The following is a 12,575-nucleotide window of genomic DNA, read 5'->3' as shown; positions in this document are numbered from 1 at the left end:
TTACGACATTTTAGAATTGACATGATAGTAGGGGGATATCTCTTCCCGGAGTCAGAGGAGGAACGGGCAAAGACAACTCTCCCACATGAGTATCTCGGGAAGGTGGTGCAGGACCCACTGGTGCAGGAGTATGTCCTCTCCGGCAGATCGCTTCTGGATCTCCCTGATGATACGCCGGGCTATCTCTCGGTTAAAGAGATCCTGGGGAAAGCCGGGTACTGAAGTGAAGACGGTGAGGCGAGGCTGCCCTCCCCGCCCTTTCAGTGAAGGATAGGGGATATGTGAAGGAGTTCTTTTTCTCCCGGAGAATCGGTGATCGTCTTTGGAGAGGCAGTTCCTGTTGATGCATATTCCCTAAAAGCAAGAGATCAGACGAAGATTATGCTCAAAAAAACATTCATGATGCCATCGAGGGCAACAGGCATACAAGATGAAAATGATGGGTGTTCCCATTCATTTTCATATAAAAGGAAAGTGGGTGGATACTCAGAGCCCTGCTCTTGATACGATGATGTCAGCAACATCCTTCGCACTTTTGAATGGGAAATCAGAGGGCTTAAGCAGTGTTCCGGCCTCTCCTGCAGTCATCTTCAGATCCCCGACACAACAGGTCGTGTTAGCTCCGTCCGGAAATGCAGCTATAAGATCATCCGGAGTTGCTATTGGAAATGCCGCACCAGCAAGGGCACCGGAGATCTGTGCATGGATCTGATCCTTCACCGGAATGCTCTTCTCGTCGATCATCTCCGCAACATCCCCGGCAGCTTTTGCGATAGAACAGTCGGAGCTATGAGTCTCACATCCAAAGTAAGCACTCTTGATTGTCTTCAGGGATTCATCGATCTTTTCCGCGTTTACTTCTTTTCCTGTGTACTTCCATTTCGACATCTTTGTCACCATACTATCTGGGAAGGGCAAAGTTATATACTTAAGCGTCATTAAAATATACAAGAAGGCAGCAGTACAGAATACTAACCTTAAGAGTAATTAGAAAGTACACGAGATATACGTACAGGATGAATAATGGTGGATGCGAAACAGGATCATCAAACCGAGATCGGTGAGCTGAAAACCGAGATTCTGGAACTCAGGAACGAACTCAAACGGTTCATTGCGAATGCCAACCAGCAGCACATCAATGTGGTACTCAAAGAGCTGAAAGAAAATTATGCAGATCTATTCAGGAACCAGCAGGTGGAATCAGCGCGGGGAGATCTTTCCTCACACATGGTTGCAAACTGCGCTATGCGGGAGAACTGCTTTTCGTTATTTATGGAGTTCCTTCAGAATACCGCGAGGCATATACAGGACGGGAACGTCTCCGATGAGATCATCCGCTCGTATCGGGAAGATCTGAAGAGCATGCAGAGCAAAGGTCCCTCCGACAGATGCGACACATGCTTCTCCGAGGTCAGTCGGCTCTTCGAAAAGCAGGTCAGCCTTATGGAGTCCCTCGGTATCTACAATAAAATCGATGGCGAAGACACCTTAGAGGAGATCGACGAAGAGAAAGCAGTCAGGAAGATTCTCGAGCCGCTTGCAAATATTCAGAGATTCCAGATATTAAAATCACTCATCACACAGACGAGGACATTCTCCGAGATATCCCAGATGACCGGGCTTCGTGGCGGAAACCTTCTCTTCCATATCAAGAAGCTGACCGATTCAGGCATGATCTTCCAGAGACACGAACGGGGGGATTATATGATCACTGAAAAGGGATATACGACGATAAAAACGATATCGGAACTGGCAAGAGAGGTAAATTAAAATGGATTGAATCTGCTGGGATCCTGATTAACCGGGATCCTGCGTATGATACAGCATGTCACGATGACACTAATCATATTCCCTATCGGTTCACGCAATCATTCTCTCTCCTGCCAGGTACCCGGATTCGCCGGCAATTTAATGACATGAGAGTTTAATGTAACAGACTGAGAACGGACGAACGCAAAGAGAACAATCCAAATGAACAATTATGTAAAAAAGCCGTTTTCTGAAGGGTATCCATCCAAGAGATATTCAGGAGATAACACTATGACAGACAGAAACAAGAGCCCGGCAATGGGCCAAGGAAATCCGATGGTGAGTGGGAAAGGAAGAACGATACAGGACTGGTGGCCAAACCAGCTGAACCTGAAGGTTCTTCACCAGCACTCCCCCCTCGCAAACCCGATGGGAGAAGAGTTCAATTACGCCGAAGAGTTCAAAACACTCGACTTAAAGGCTGTCAAGGCAGATCTGAAGTCACTGATGACCGCTTCAGAGGAGTGGTGGCCAGCGGACTTTGGCCATTACGGGCCCTTAATGATCCGCATGGCATGGCACAGTGCCGGCACCTACCGCATTGGGGATGGGCGGGGCGGCGCCGGTTCAGCACAGCAGCGGTTTCCCCCCCTCAGCAGCTGGCCTGACAACGTCAATCTTGACAAGGCACGCCGGCTCCTCTGGCCGATAAAACAGAAGTACGGCAGGAAGATCTCATGGGCCGATCTCATGATCCTTGCCGGAAACGTTGCACTGGAATCAATGGGTTTTGAGACATTCGGCTTTGGCGGCGGCCGAAAAGATGTATGGGAGCCTGAAGAAGAGGTCTACTGGGGATCAGAAGAAGAATGGCTTGGTGACAAACGCTATTCCGGTGACCGGAACCTCGAAAACCCGCTTGCAGCTGTCCAGATGGGATTAATCTATGTCAATCCGGAAGGCCCAAACGGCAACCCGGATCCGGTTGCAGCTGCAAAGGATATCCGCGAGACCTTCGCCCGTATGGGGATGAATGATGAAGAGACTGTTGCCCTCATTGCCGGAGGACACAGCTTCGGAAAATGCCATGGTGCCGGCCCTGTAACACATGTCGGACCCGAGCCGGAAGCTGCCCCAATCGAGGAGCAGGGGCTTGGCTGGAAGAGCAGCTTCGGCACCGGGAAAGGGGGGGACACCATCTCAAGCGGCCTTGAGGTCACCTGGACGAACACACCGACGAAGTGGAGCAACAACTTCCTCAGAATACTCTTCACTCACGAATGGGAACTGACGAAGAGCCCGGCTGGTGCTCACCAGTGGAAGCCAAAGGGCGACGGAGGCGCCGGCACCGTGCCGGATGCCCACGATCCATCGAAGCGGCATGCCCCCTCCATGCTGACAACAGACCTCTCGCTCCGCTTCGATCCAGCGTATGAGAAGATTTCACGCCGCTTCCTGGAGAATCCCGATCAGCTCACCGAGGCATTCTCCCGTGCATGGTTCAAGCTGACACACAGGGACATGGGTCCCCGCTCACGTTATCTCGGCGCAGAGGTACCAAAGGAAGATCTGATCTGGCAGGACCCGATCCCGGCTGTCGATCATGAGCTGATTGATGCAAAGGATATCGCCTCCCTCAGGGAGAAGATCCTCTCTTCCGGCCTGTCGGTTTCAGAGCTGGTTACAACCGCATGGGCATCTGCATCCACCTTCCGCGGCTCTGATAAGCGGGGCGGTGCCAATGGTGCCCGTATCCGCCTTTCGCCGCAGAAGGACTGGGAAGTCAACCAGCCCGCCCGTCTGGCAAAGGTTCTGAAGACGTTAACAGAGATACAGGCAGCATTCAACAAAGAACAGAAGAGCGGGAAGAAAGTATCACTTGCAGATCTGATCGTCCTTGCCGGATGTGCCGGTGTCGAGAAAGCGGCGAAGAATGCCGGATATACCGTGACAGTCCCCTTCTCGCCGGGACGAACTGATGCCTCGCAGGAGCAGACCGATGTGGACTCCTTTGGCGTTCTTGAACCGAAGGCAGATGGCTTCCGGAACTACCAGAAGACCCGCTATTCTGTATCCGCAGAGGAGCTGCTCGTTGACAAAGCGCAACTGCTGACCCTGACTGCGCCTGAGATGACGGTGCTTATCGGCGGTATGCGTGTGCTGAACACCAACTACGGACAGACCAAATACGGTGTCTTCACCAACAAACCAGAGGCGCTCACAAATGATTTCTTTGTCAATCTGCTTGATATGAAGACCGGGTGGAAACCGATCTCAAAGGATGCAGACGTCTTTGAAGGCCGCGATCGCAGAACCGGCGAACTCAGATGGACCGGCACAAGGGTCGATCTCATCTTCGGATCAAATGCCCAGCTCCGGGCACTGGCCGAGGTGTATGCAAGTGAAGATGGAAAAGAGAAGTTTGTCTTAGACTTTGTGGCGGCATGGGCAAAAGTGATGAATCTTGACCGCTTCGATCTCGCCTGATTGAGGGTCAGAAGCATTGAGATAGTGGAAAACTTCTGGGGAAGATGGATCATAGGGGCACTGGAGAAAATCGCCGATAAAATGTGGATTAGTCATTTAACCAACAGATTTTGGGTAGAAATGATACATCCATTTTTTTGCATTGTAAGAAAAGAAACAGGATCGAGTCCGGACCATCTGCATTGTGCAACGACACCGTGGATGAAAGCATCATCACAGGCTGCGATTGCCCGATCTACCCTCCGATCCTTCTATCAGCCACCGCCAGACCGGCATGACATGAACCTTCATCCCATCGGGAGTGAGAATCTCCTCCTCCTGGTTATAGGTGAGAATTGTGCCCTCTGAGAGGGCATGAGCCGCCATAGCCTGGGAGAGCCCTGCAATCTCACGGTCACGATCAATCGCATTCAGTTCATAGGAGATCTGGAGCACTGCTGTTGTGTGATCTCTCTCACGAATGATGAAATCACATTCACCAGATTCTTTGAAGAAGAATATCTCCGCACCTCTCCTTCTCAGCTCAATGAAAACCAGATTCTCCAACAGGCGGCCGGTATCCTGTGAAAAGCGGAATGCAATGGCATTTCTCATCCCGTTATCTATCACGTACAGCTTCTTCTGCCCTGCATACTGCCGTTTCAGGGAAGCATTGTATCTGTAGAGTTCAAAGACAAGATATGCTTCTTCCAGATAACCGATGTATGCCCTAACTGACATAGGACTCTTGATCTCAACTGCTTTTGCGAGTGAATTGTAACTGGCCTCCTTTCCCGCATTTGAAAATACATACTGCACAAGCTGCTGGAATGCCCTCACCTCCCGTATACCGAACCGGGAGACAATATCGCGGTAGGTCAACTACCCCGCCCTAAACGGCGGGGCTTGCAATAGCGGTGTTACCACAGACATTGCAATTTAATCTGCACGAAGGTTGCTCGTAGTTGAGCCTTATTCGTACCGGTCGGTTGACGCGACCGCTACTGATTATCGGCGTCATAACCGAATCACCAGCTACATTTCTCAAATGGTTTAACGCACCATTGACATCCGCATTGATCACGATACCGGAACTGCTCTGGTACAGTCCCCGGCTGATACGACGGCATCTTCCATACCATGGTTTCTGGATCGGATCGAGTGCCAGGGCATCAACCTGAGATGTGTACCGTTCATCATGGGAATCGTCAAAGTGTATCCCGAACAGCTCGCATTTTGACTGTAATTTTCGTCGAAATTTCGCATAGGGGATCTGGACGAAATTCTGGTTGTTTCTCGCACCATGATTGATCTCTTGTTTGATCCCATCCCATGTTGGCACAATAATGGTACCGATTTTGTGGTCACATGCAAATTTGATAAGATATGCGACGAACCGGTTCATCGCCTCATCGATTTTGTTATTTCGTCTGATGAGGAGGCGTGACTGGCGGTGCGTAAACTCCTCGGTTAATCCCTGTTTATCTTTAATCGATTGTAATCGGGCGTTTTCTTTGTTGTACCACCGGTTGATTGATTTTAGATACGTACCATCGATAATCGAGGCAGTCCCGGTAGCAGTGTCAACGATTGTTGCAAAATTGGTAACGCCGAGATCAATCGCAAGATAATGGTCAGGATTAAGACGTGTTGGTTGAAGGGGAACCATATACGCAAATTCGATCGTGTATACCTTCCCGTTATGGTGTGGAACAATAGTCACTTCACGGATCTGGTTTGGTTGAATGTGTGGCGGAATTTTGAATGTAAGTTCTTTCCCGGTTAATCCATGCTTTTTTTTAAACATCCGTGACATGCCGAGAGTGACATAGCCGTTTTGCATCGTGATATGCGATGCAGGAAATGCCAGTTTGTACCGTCCATCCTTCTCCAAATAGCGTGGAGGTCGTGGTTGGCTGCTGAGTTCGCCACAGTGGTACATCCGTATGAGTGCAAAATACGAGGTGTACGCTTCTTCAACACTCCTAATCGTCTGTTGCGCAACATCACTATGGAGCAGCGGATAGTTCTCATTCTGGCGTGATTGGACATAATTTGAAACATCTTTGTAGGGAAAGTCTTTCTTCCGGGTATAGGGGAGAAAGGAACCGATACAGATAGTGATGCTGGATGCAATATCCGGTCGAACCGTTCGAAAGATCGCAGCGTTTTCACAATACTCCTGGTAATGTTGCCGGGTATTGTACAATGCAACATTGTACAAATTCTTTGAATGGTATGCGAGTGTGTCAATAATATGATACTGTCGTTGTGACAGTCGCAGATAGTTTGACACTGTTCGAATTACCATTTGATGCATATGGGTTGTACTACAGGATATGGGTTATGGTTCAATTATGGGCGATTCCTCCACGGCATGAATGCCGGGGTCTCCTCGCCCTTTTAGATGAATACCTCCTGTTGATCGAGGATGATCTCTTCAAGGGTGCGATCGGTTAACATACATATTACCAATATTGATTTTACATCTATTTTGTATATTAGTAATATATACTTTATGTCAACCCCACAGTAATGAGAAAGGCCCATTTGAGAGGAGCGGATCCATCCACTCTACCCCCTCCCTTTTTCTCCCATCCCCGCCCATCTCTTTTTCAGATGATCGAATACGGCACCAATACCATCGGCGAATCCCTCACCGTCTTTGAGCCGGTCACCATCGGCTTTCCATCCCGCGACTATATCGGGAAAGCTGACCATCCCGGCACCGTGATCGGTACAGGCGTGACGCTCAGATCCGGCACCATCCTCTATGCCGACGTCACCCTCGGGGATCGCTGCAACACCGGCCACAATGTCCTGATCCGAGAGAAGACGACAATCGGGGATGAGACATCGGTTGGCACCGGCACCATCATCGAGGGGAACTGTTCAATCGGATCCCACGTGAGCATCCAGAGCATGGCATTCATCCCAACCCACACCACAATCGGGGATCATGTCTTCATCGGCCCCCATGTAACCCTCACAAATGACCGCTATCCGCCATCAGGCAAACCCCGGCTCGAGGGGCCGGTGATCGAGGAGTATGCCGCAATCGGGGCGGCCGCCATCATCCTCCCCGGCGTCACGATCGGATCGGGGGCGGCCGTTGCAGCGGGATCAGTTGTTACGCATGATGTACCGGCGGGGATGATGGCAGTTGGATCTCCGGCCCGGATCAAGCCGCTGCCGGAAGAGATGAAGAGGGGATAACATTCATCCTCAGGGTCTCATTTTTATATCCCGGAAATCTGATAATTGAATATGCCAAAGCGATCAAAGAGGAAATGTAATCTCGATGGCGTACTAACAAAAAAAGATTTGAAAGATATTGCTGAGGCAAAAGAGGACATTAAAGCAGGTCGTGTGTATACACTCGAACAGACCAGAAAAAGCCTCAATCTGCTGCTTTAAAATAATGGATTTCAAAGGTCATTTAAGGGCATATTTTTTTATAATCTCGTCTTCAGTCAGGGTTTCACCCCTTAGGTATTCAGAAATAGCATCCTTTGCCCTTTTTTGCCCATCCTGAGCAGAGAGACGTATCCAGATCATCATGATCGTCGAGCAACAGTTCAATAGCCTCCTCATACGACTCCCCTGACCTCTTTATCTTATCCAACCGGGTTTTTATCTCCGGTGAAACAGGGATTGAAACGCTCATACATATCCATCCTCCTCATACCATCATATATCTTTCACTCATATCAAAACTAATCACTCAGACTGTTTCAGAAACAGATCCAACGATCACCGTTCAAAGAGAAGAGCCCCATCTGAGAGTGCTTTTTGAGCAATCGGTATATGGAGCTCGTCTTCAGTCAGCGGAAAGATATCGACCCCGATACCAATCCCCTCAAAAAAAGGCTGATAATATTCAATACGGTCCAGTATTGGGAGATCTGTTGGATCAACGATGATCAGAAGATCAAGATCGCTCCCCGGTACCGCCCGTTTCTCCGGGAATGAGCCGAATATGATCACTTTCCTGATCTCAGGGTGTGATTCCAGGACACCTATCCTGGCCTGTAATCGTTCCCATATCAGATCATAGTCAAGCCAGAAGACCCGCACAGAATTGAATGATTCTTCCCGCACTGCTGATTGCATCATCTGCATCACCTCCATCAAAGAAATCCGCCGGTTTTCCCTCTCCAAATCCATCCGGATATCGTGATGGGATATAAAAGCGATCCAGTTTCCTTGCTGATATCAGGATTTCCTTTGGAACAGGATGTTTCTGTTCAAGCCCACGAAGAAGATCTGTATTGGAATGACCCCATGCAATAGCCCCTTCCTTCTGATAAACGGCTTTAATCGCTTTTTCTGAAGCCTGCTGAGAGATGAAACAAGCCCATTCGAAGAACCCTTCGGCACGTGCCAGGTGTGCCATCTTGAGATCGCGATCTGCCTGTTCCATCCAGTCTGCACTTCTCTCAGCCATAGCTTCCTCAGGTGATCCTGTATTTGATCTGCTGGCATAATAAACTCCCCCTCGCCATTACCATGATGAAGGAATCACATACCCGATTGAGTATCATTTAATCGTGTAAATTGAAATCTACGAGTCCATTCTTCCGGGAAGACAGCTTTCCGAGGAGATAATGCGGAGATTAATCCCGATTTTAGGGAATACAAAATAAGCATATCATCCAAAAAGTGTACTCAGGGAACACTTTTTCGAGGGGAACACCCATACAGTTCTTTCTCCCCTTCCCCTCACTCCCCCTTTCTCCACGAGACCATCGCCGTCGTCCTGACAGACCGTTCATGGAACTTCCCTTCATCATCTTTCCGGAGCCGCTCACGGAAGTGCCGGGTAACAAGATCGACGTCCTCAAAATCCGGTGCATGCATCGTGATCCACTGCTCTGCCGCCTCCTCAGGCGAATCATACACCGTCTCCCAGAGGGCACGGTAGATCCTGATATCCGCATAGATGCCAAGGGCGTGGAGGATATTCACCAGAAAGAGGGCATCCGGGTATCCTTTGTGGCGTGTGGACTCTTCGCCATGAACAGCAATGTAGAGCGCCATCTCCTCAGGCTCCCGCCATTCACCCATATGCCAGAAGAGATGGACGGAGCGGCGGGCAGCGGAATCCAGCTTTTGAAGAGCCGCCCCGACATCATAGATGCCGAGAGAGAAGGCAGCGATCACCACATCATGTACCGGGATGTCGCTGCCGATCACAACATCCTCCCAACGTTTCACCACAACCGAATAATTTGTTCTCCCTGCTGCTGCCATCCGCTCCTTCAGATGCGTTAACATCCCGGCAGACGCATCCAGGGCGGTGACATGGGATACCATGCCTGCAATCGGAACAGAAAGCCGTCCATTCCCTGCCCCCATATCGAGGACGGTGTCGGTCGGCGAAAGATCGAGCATCGAGAGCTCCTGTTTCGTCGATTCCTTCTCATCCTTTGTAATACGGTTATATGCGCCCGCTTTCTTATCCCAGACCTTGCCGGGATCATTCTCCTTATCGACACGATGGCGTGAACTGGCATGAATAGCCTTCCAGAGTTCATTCCAGTTAATGATCTTATCCATAGTGATTCCTTCATCCTGAGATGCTATCAAATAAATGGTCAGGGTATATCCCGGTCTTCCGCCATTCACTCACAGGACATGGCAAAGCATTATTAGCGACCAATACATTTTCGGGATTATCGGGGAAACCCGATCCCAACCATAACCGGAGCGCCCAATCTGGTAAAGCTCTTAACAGAAGACCTCAAAGGATTAAATGGCGGAGTCCTCCCGGCTGAGCCGGACCCGGTAAAAGCGGTCGATGGGATCGCCGCACATATCGAGGCAAAGAGAAAGGAGCTTGGAATATGAGTGATGATATCAAGGGAAAAGTGATCCGGCTGGATGAACTCGTTGAGTATCAGGATGGAACGGTTGCAAGCAGGATGGTGATCAAGCAGAAGCATGGCAACATCACCATCTTCTCTTTTGATGAAGACGAGGGGCTCTCGGAGCATACCGCACCCTTTGATGCCCTTGTCACCATCCTGGATGGCGAATGCGAGATCTGGCTTGAAGGGAAGACGTTTGAGATGAAGACGGGGGACTCGATCATCTTCCCGGCAAACGCCCCGCATGCCCTCTCGGCAACAACGAAGTTCAAGATGTCGCTCACCATGATCAAGGAGTAACACACATGGCAGATGAAGGCGATTACTGCACAGTCTGCGGGGGAACCCCCCCGGACAAGATACTGATCAAAAAGATCCTCATTGACGGCAAGGAGACAGGCATCGACAAGCTTGACTGGATCATCGAAGAGGTGAAGAAACTGAAACTCACAAGTACGCAGGCGATTGCTGATGAGATCATGCTCAGGGTTGCCCAGTTCAATTACATCCCAACAAAAAAGAGAGAGGCATACCTGGAGGCGCTCCTTGAAGAGTACCACCGGTCAGTCTAAAGAATATCAACGCGATAATTGCTCATCAGGGAGGCAGAATATGACTCACCCCTGATGAACCTGATTCCTTCGAGTTCCTGTATATCCAGAACCGAACCATCCGCAGTCGTAGCACCAGTCAGTACAAGGAATGTACCGGACTTCTCCAGGTGGAGGGTCACCACGTTTCCGGAGAGCGGAGCTAAATAGGTGATCGCAAGGGAATCGGGAGACTCTTCCCATCTTCCGGCGACAACATCCGCATAGCCGGGCCGGTCCGGATCTTCAATTGACAGAAAGACGATATTCGCATCTCCGTTCGAATCGAACTGGAAGAGGAAGACCGGATGACCGGAATCATGCACCCAGACCCCGGCAAGGGGACTGCCCGATGCTACCGGCTCCGCCTCACTGACACAGCCTGCCGTCAGGAGGAGGAGGAGCAAGATACAGATCAGATATCGTTTCATCAGATAACCTTTCTCACAATTACTTATGGGCGTTTGCATCCAAAATCTCCATCCTCTCTCCGGGAGCAGGGATGGCAACCCGCATATCGGTCGTCTTCTCAATTGCATGCTTAAATGACTCTGGATCCTGGGCGATCTTCTCCCAGGTATTATAGTGGATCGGGATGACGAGAGGCGCCCCGATATAATGGGCTGCAATCATCGCCTCATCCGGCCCCATCGTGAACCGATCCCCGATCGGGAGCAGTGCTACATCGGGATGGTAGAGATCCCGGATCAGCTTCATATCCGAAAACAGTGCGGTATCCCCGGCATGATAGAACGTCACACCATCCATCTTGATGATATACCCGGCAGCCGGTCCCCCATAGTAGCCGCCATCGGCATCCTCAATCCAGGAGGAATGAATGGCCTGCGTCATGATAATCCTGACACCGTCAATTGTAACCCCACCCCCGATATTCAGTGCTTCAGCGGGAACTCCCAGGTCGGCAAGGTACTTCGCCAGTTCATTCGGGGCAACCGTCTTATGTTTCAGTGAAACCGTCTCTCCCAGGTGATCGGCATGGCCATGCGTTACGCAGACGATATCACAATTCGGAGGAGTATCGCCGGACGGGATGAAGGGATCAATTAAGACACGTTTCGATCCCTCGATAAGGATACAGGAATGTCCGTAATATGACAGATACATAGGAAGAAGATCAGGTGAGAGAGTTAAAAAAGTTAGCTGAGATCAATCATCTCAGCTTCGGTTATATCAATTGCATCACCAAGGCTGTCCCTCGTGACGGCAAGAGTCATCTGTTCAGTGAGATCACGATCCTCCATCACATCCCGGATGCGTTCAAGGTAGGGATCAAGGGTGGTATCCCTCTGCTCATCAAGGACATGGCGATACTCCCTGAGGGTGGAAGGGCTGATCCCAAGATGCTCTGAGATCTCCTTCATGGTGAGATTCTGTGCAAGCAGATCATCAAGAACTGCCGGATCAAACGGCATCTTGAAGTCGAGATCCCGGAAGAGCTTCAACCGAACCCGTGCTCTGGCCACTGTTTTTGAGAGTTTCTCATCGCCAAGGCTCCGTGCGATCTCGGTGTCGTTTTTTCCATCATGATAAAGGGTGATCAGCCGCGCAAGCTGTATCGGCTCGAGTTTGGTCTTGAAATGACCTGCATCGAGGATTTCGCGCATGATAAGCGCTATTTCACGTTCAACTGCATCCTGGTCGCGTAATGTCCCGTGGATCTTCTTCATCGGCTCGACGATCTTTGTCTTACTGGTGATATCGGCGAAGAGCTTGAGAAGATCTTTTTGTTTATTGGTGGTAGCCATGTGTATATCGACCTACTCTTATGATCTTCACATCTCATCGGGCTCATACCATAAACAATTTACCTATCCGGAAGAGGAATGGCGCGAGATGGCAATCATATCAAATACCGCCTCATCCAAAGAGTAAGGAAGAG

The 12,575-nt window shown here is 50.0% G+C and carries 17 protein-coding genes; 7 read left to right on the top strand and 10 right to left on the bottom strand.

Going from position 1 to position 12,575, the window contains the following annotated elements; all coding sequences use genetic code 11:
* The first annotated feature begins 21 nt into the window (after positions 1–21).
* Together ACZ44I_RS04010 and ACZ44I_RS04005 are read left to right on the top strand one after the other, a co-directional pair.
* Positions 22–222: a hypothetical protein gene (locus ACZ44I_RS04010; protein ID WP_464548543.1), complete on the top strand. Its 201-nt coding sequence runs from the start codon at positions 22–24 to the stop codon at positions 220–222.
* A 90-nt stretch (positions 223–312) separates the two neighbouring features.
* Positions 313–504, top strand: a complete 192-nt coding sequence (locus tag ACZ44I_RS04005; protein WP_464548545.1) for a hypothetical protein — start codon at positions 313–315, stop codon at positions 502–504.
* Here ACZ44I_RS04005 and ACZ44I_RS04000 read toward each other — a convergent pair.
* Positions 487–888 (bottom strand): MTH865 family protein, encoded by a 402-nt coding sequence (locus ACZ44I_RS04000; protein WP_464548547.1) that lies wholly within the window; start codon positions 886–888, stop codon positions 487–489. The genes ACZ44I_RS04005 and ACZ44I_RS04000 overlap by 18 nt on opposite strands.
* Before the next feature lie 135 nt (positions 889–1,023).
* Here ACZ44I_RS04000 and ACZ44I_RS03995 point away from each other — a divergent pair, with 135 nt between their 5' ends.
* Together ACZ44I_RS03995 and katG are read left to right on the top strand one after the other, a co-directional pair.
* Positions 1,024–1,770 carry a winged helix-turn-helix domain-containing protein gene (locus ACZ44I_RS03995; protein WP_464548549.1) on the top strand — a complete coding sequence of 249 codons (747 nt, stop codon included), beginning with the start codon at positions 1,024–1,026 and terminating at the stop codon, positions 1,768–1,770.
* Between the two features lie 270 nt (positions 1,771–2,040).
* On the top strand, positions 2,041–4,236 hold the full coding sequence (katG, locus tag ACZ44I_RS03990) for a catalase/peroxidase HPI (RefSeq protein WP_464548551.1): 2,196 nt from the start codon (positions 2,041–2,043) through the stop codon (positions 4,234–4,236).
* A 213-nt stretch (positions 4,237–4,449) separates the two neighbouring features.
* On the opposite strand, the gene ACZ44I_RS03985 is transcribed toward katG, so the two are convergent.
* Together ACZ44I_RS03985 and ACZ44I_RS03980 are read right to left on the bottom strand one after the other, a co-directional pair.
* Positions 4,450–5,097, bottom strand: coding sequence for an ATP-binding protein (locus ACZ44I_RS03985; RefSeq protein WP_464548553.1), 648 nt, complete (start codon positions 5,095–5,097; stop codon positions 4,450–4,452).
* 10 nt (positions 5,098–5,107) lie between these two features.
* Positions 5,108–6,526, bottom strand: a complete 1,419-nt coding sequence (locus ACZ44I_RS03980) for an RNA-guided endonuclease InsQ/TnpB family protein (RefSeq protein ID WP_464576586.1) — start codon at positions 6,524–6,526, stop codon at positions 5,108–5,110.
* 308 nt (positions 6,527–6,834) lie between these two features.
* Here ACZ44I_RS03980 and ACZ44I_RS03975 point away from each other — a divergent pair, with 308 nt between their 5' ends.
* A complete protein-coding gene (locus ACZ44I_RS03975) occupies positions 6,835–7,431 on the top strand; it encodes an acyltransferase (RefSeq protein WP_464548557.1) in 597 nt (198 codons plus the stop codon).
* 280 nt (positions 7,432–7,711) lie between these two features.
* Here ACZ44I_RS03975 and ACZ44I_RS03970 read toward each other — a convergent pair whose 3' ends face one another.
* From ACZ44I_RS03970 to ACZ44I_RS03955, 4 genes are all read right to left on the bottom strand, one after another.
* A complete protein-coding gene (locus ACZ44I_RS03970) occupies positions 7,712–7,882 on the bottom strand; it encodes a hypothetical protein (RefSeq protein WP_464548559.1) in 171 nt (56 codons plus the stop codon).
* A gap of 86 nt (positions 7,883–7,968) precedes the next feature.
* Entirely contained in the window at positions 7,969–8,331 is a 363-nt protein-coding gene (locus ACZ44I_RS03965; protein ID WP_464548561.1) for a nucleotidyltransferase domain-containing protein, read from the bottom strand.
* The gene (locus ACZ44I_RS03960) at positions 8,273–8,662 is read right to left on the bottom strand and encodes a HEPN domain-containing protein (protein ID WP_464548563.1); all 390 of its coding nucleotides are present in this window, start codon (positions 8,660–8,662) and stop codon (positions 8,273–8,275) included. The genes ACZ44I_RS03965 and ACZ44I_RS03960 overlap by 59 nt, the downstream gene beginning before the upstream one ends.
* A gap of 275 nt (positions 8,663–8,937) precedes the next feature.
* A complete protein-coding gene (locus tag ACZ44I_RS03955) occupies positions 8,938–9,774 on the bottom strand; it encodes a class I SAM-dependent methyltransferase (protein ID WP_464548565.1) in 837 nt (278 codons plus the stop codon).
* A 287-nt stretch (positions 9,775–10,061) separates the two neighbouring features.
* Between ACZ44I_RS03955 and ACZ44I_RS03950 the strand changes: the two genes are divergently transcribed.
* Together ACZ44I_RS03950 and ACZ44I_RS03945 are read left to right on the top strand one after the other, a co-directional pair.
* On the top strand, positions 10,062–10,385 hold the full coding sequence (locus tag ACZ44I_RS03950) for a cupin domain-containing protein (RefSeq protein WP_464548567.1): 324 nt from the start codon (positions 10,062–10,064) through the stop codon (positions 10,383–10,385).
* 5 nt (positions 10,386–10,390) lie between these two features.
* A complete protein-coding gene (locus tag ACZ44I_RS03945) occupies positions 10,391–10,657 on the top strand; it encodes an NAC family transcription factor (RefSeq protein ID WP_464548569.1) in 267 nt (88 codons plus the stop codon).
* On the opposite strand, the gene ACZ44I_RS03940 is transcribed toward ACZ44I_RS03945, so the two are convergent.
* Genes ACZ44I_RS03940 through ACZ44I_RS03930 form a run of 3 tightly spaced genes read right to left on the bottom strand, consistent with a single transcriptional unit; the run spans position 10,654 to position 12,441 of the window.
* On the bottom strand, positions 10,654–11,106 hold the full coding sequence (locus ACZ44I_RS03940) for a hypothetical protein (protein WP_464548571.1): 453 nt from the start codon (positions 11,104–11,106) through the stop codon (positions 10,654–10,656). The genes ACZ44I_RS03945 and ACZ44I_RS03940 overlap by 4 nt on opposite strands.
* A 19-nt stretch (positions 11,107–11,125) precedes the next feature.
* Complete coding sequence (locus ACZ44I_RS03935) at positions 11,126–11,800, bottom strand: metal-dependent hydrolase (RefSeq protein WP_464548573.1); 675 nt, start codon at positions 11,798–11,800, stop codon at positions 11,126–11,128.
* A gap of 32 nt (positions 11,801–11,832) precedes the next feature.
* Complete coding sequence (locus ACZ44I_RS03930) at positions 11,833–12,441, bottom strand: response regulator receiver protein (RefSeq protein WP_464548575.1); 609 nt, start codon at positions 12,439–12,441, stop codon at positions 11,833–11,835.
* Positions 12,442–12,575 lie beyond the last annotated feature (134 nt).

The sequence above is a fragment of the Methanocalculus pumilus genome (assembly GCF_055382585.1).
Note: the sequence above shows the minus strand (reverse complement) of the source record. Positions and strands in the feature narration are given on the sequence as shown.

What these genes read in the sequence shown, in the direction of transcription:
- ACZ44I_RS04010 (WP_464548543.1), top strand. Translation starts at nt 22, where the DNA reads ATGATAGTAGGGGGATATCTCTTCCCGGAGTCAGAGGAGGAACGGGCA.
- ACZ44I_RS04000 (WP_464548547.1), bottom strand. Translation starts at nt 888, where the DNA reads ATGTCGAAATGGAAGTACACAGGAAAAGAAGTAAACGCGGAAAAGATC.
- ACZ44I_RS03995 (WP_464548549.1), top strand. Translation starts at nt 1,024, where the DNA reads ATGGTGGATGCGAAACAGGATCATCAAACCGAGATCGGTGAGCTGAAA.
- katG (WP_464548551.1), top strand. Translation starts at nt 2,041, where the DNA reads ATGACAGACAGAAACAAGAGCCCGGCAATGGGCCAAGGAAATCCGATG.
- ACZ44I_RS03980 (WP_464576586.1), bottom strand. Translation starts at nt 6,526, where the DNA reads ATGGTAATTCGAACAGTGTCAAACTATCTGCGACTGTCACAACGACAG.
- ACZ44I_RS03975 (WP_464548557.1), top strand. Translation starts at nt 6,835, where the DNA reads ATGATCGAATACGGCACCAATACCATCGGCGAATCCCTCACCGTCTTT.
- ACZ44I_RS03970 (WP_464548559.1), bottom strand. Translation starts at nt 7,882, where the DNA reads ATGAGCGTTTCAATCCCTGTTTCACCGGAGATAAAAACCCGGTTGGAT.
- ACZ44I_RS03965 (WP_464548561.1), bottom strand. Translation starts at nt 8,331, where the DNA reads ATGATGCAATCAGCAGTGCGGGAAGAATCATTCAATTCTGTGCGGGTC.
- ACZ44I_RS03960 (WP_464548563.1), bottom strand. Translation starts at nt 8,662, where the DNA reads ATGGCTGAGAGAAGTGCAGACTGGATGGAACAGGCAGATCGCGATCTC.
- ACZ44I_RS03955 (WP_464548565.1), bottom strand. Translation starts at nt 9,774, where the DNA reads ATGGATAAGATCATTAACTGGAATGAACTCTGGAAGGCTATTCATGCC.
- ACZ44I_RS03950 (WP_464548567.1), top strand. Translation starts at nt 10,062, where the DNA reads ATGAGTGATGATATCAAGGGAAAAGTGATCCGGCTGGATGAACTCGTT.
- ACZ44I_RS03945 (WP_464548569.1), top strand. Translation starts at nt 10,391, where the DNA reads ATGGCAGATGAAGGCGATTACTGCACAGTCTGCGGGGGAACCCCCCCG.
- ACZ44I_RS03940 (WP_464548571.1), bottom strand. Translation starts at nt 11,106, where the DNA reads ATGAAACGATATCTGATCTGTATCTTGCTCCTCCTCCTCCTGACGGCA.
- ACZ44I_RS03935 (WP_464548573.1), bottom strand. Translation starts at nt 11,800, where the DNA reads ATGTATCTGTCATATTACGGACATTCCTGTATCCTTATCGAGGGATCG.
- ACZ44I_RS03930 (WP_464548575.1), bottom strand. Translation starts at nt 12,441, where the DNA reads ATGGCTACCACCAATAAACAAAAAGATCTTCTCAAGCTCTTCGCCGAT.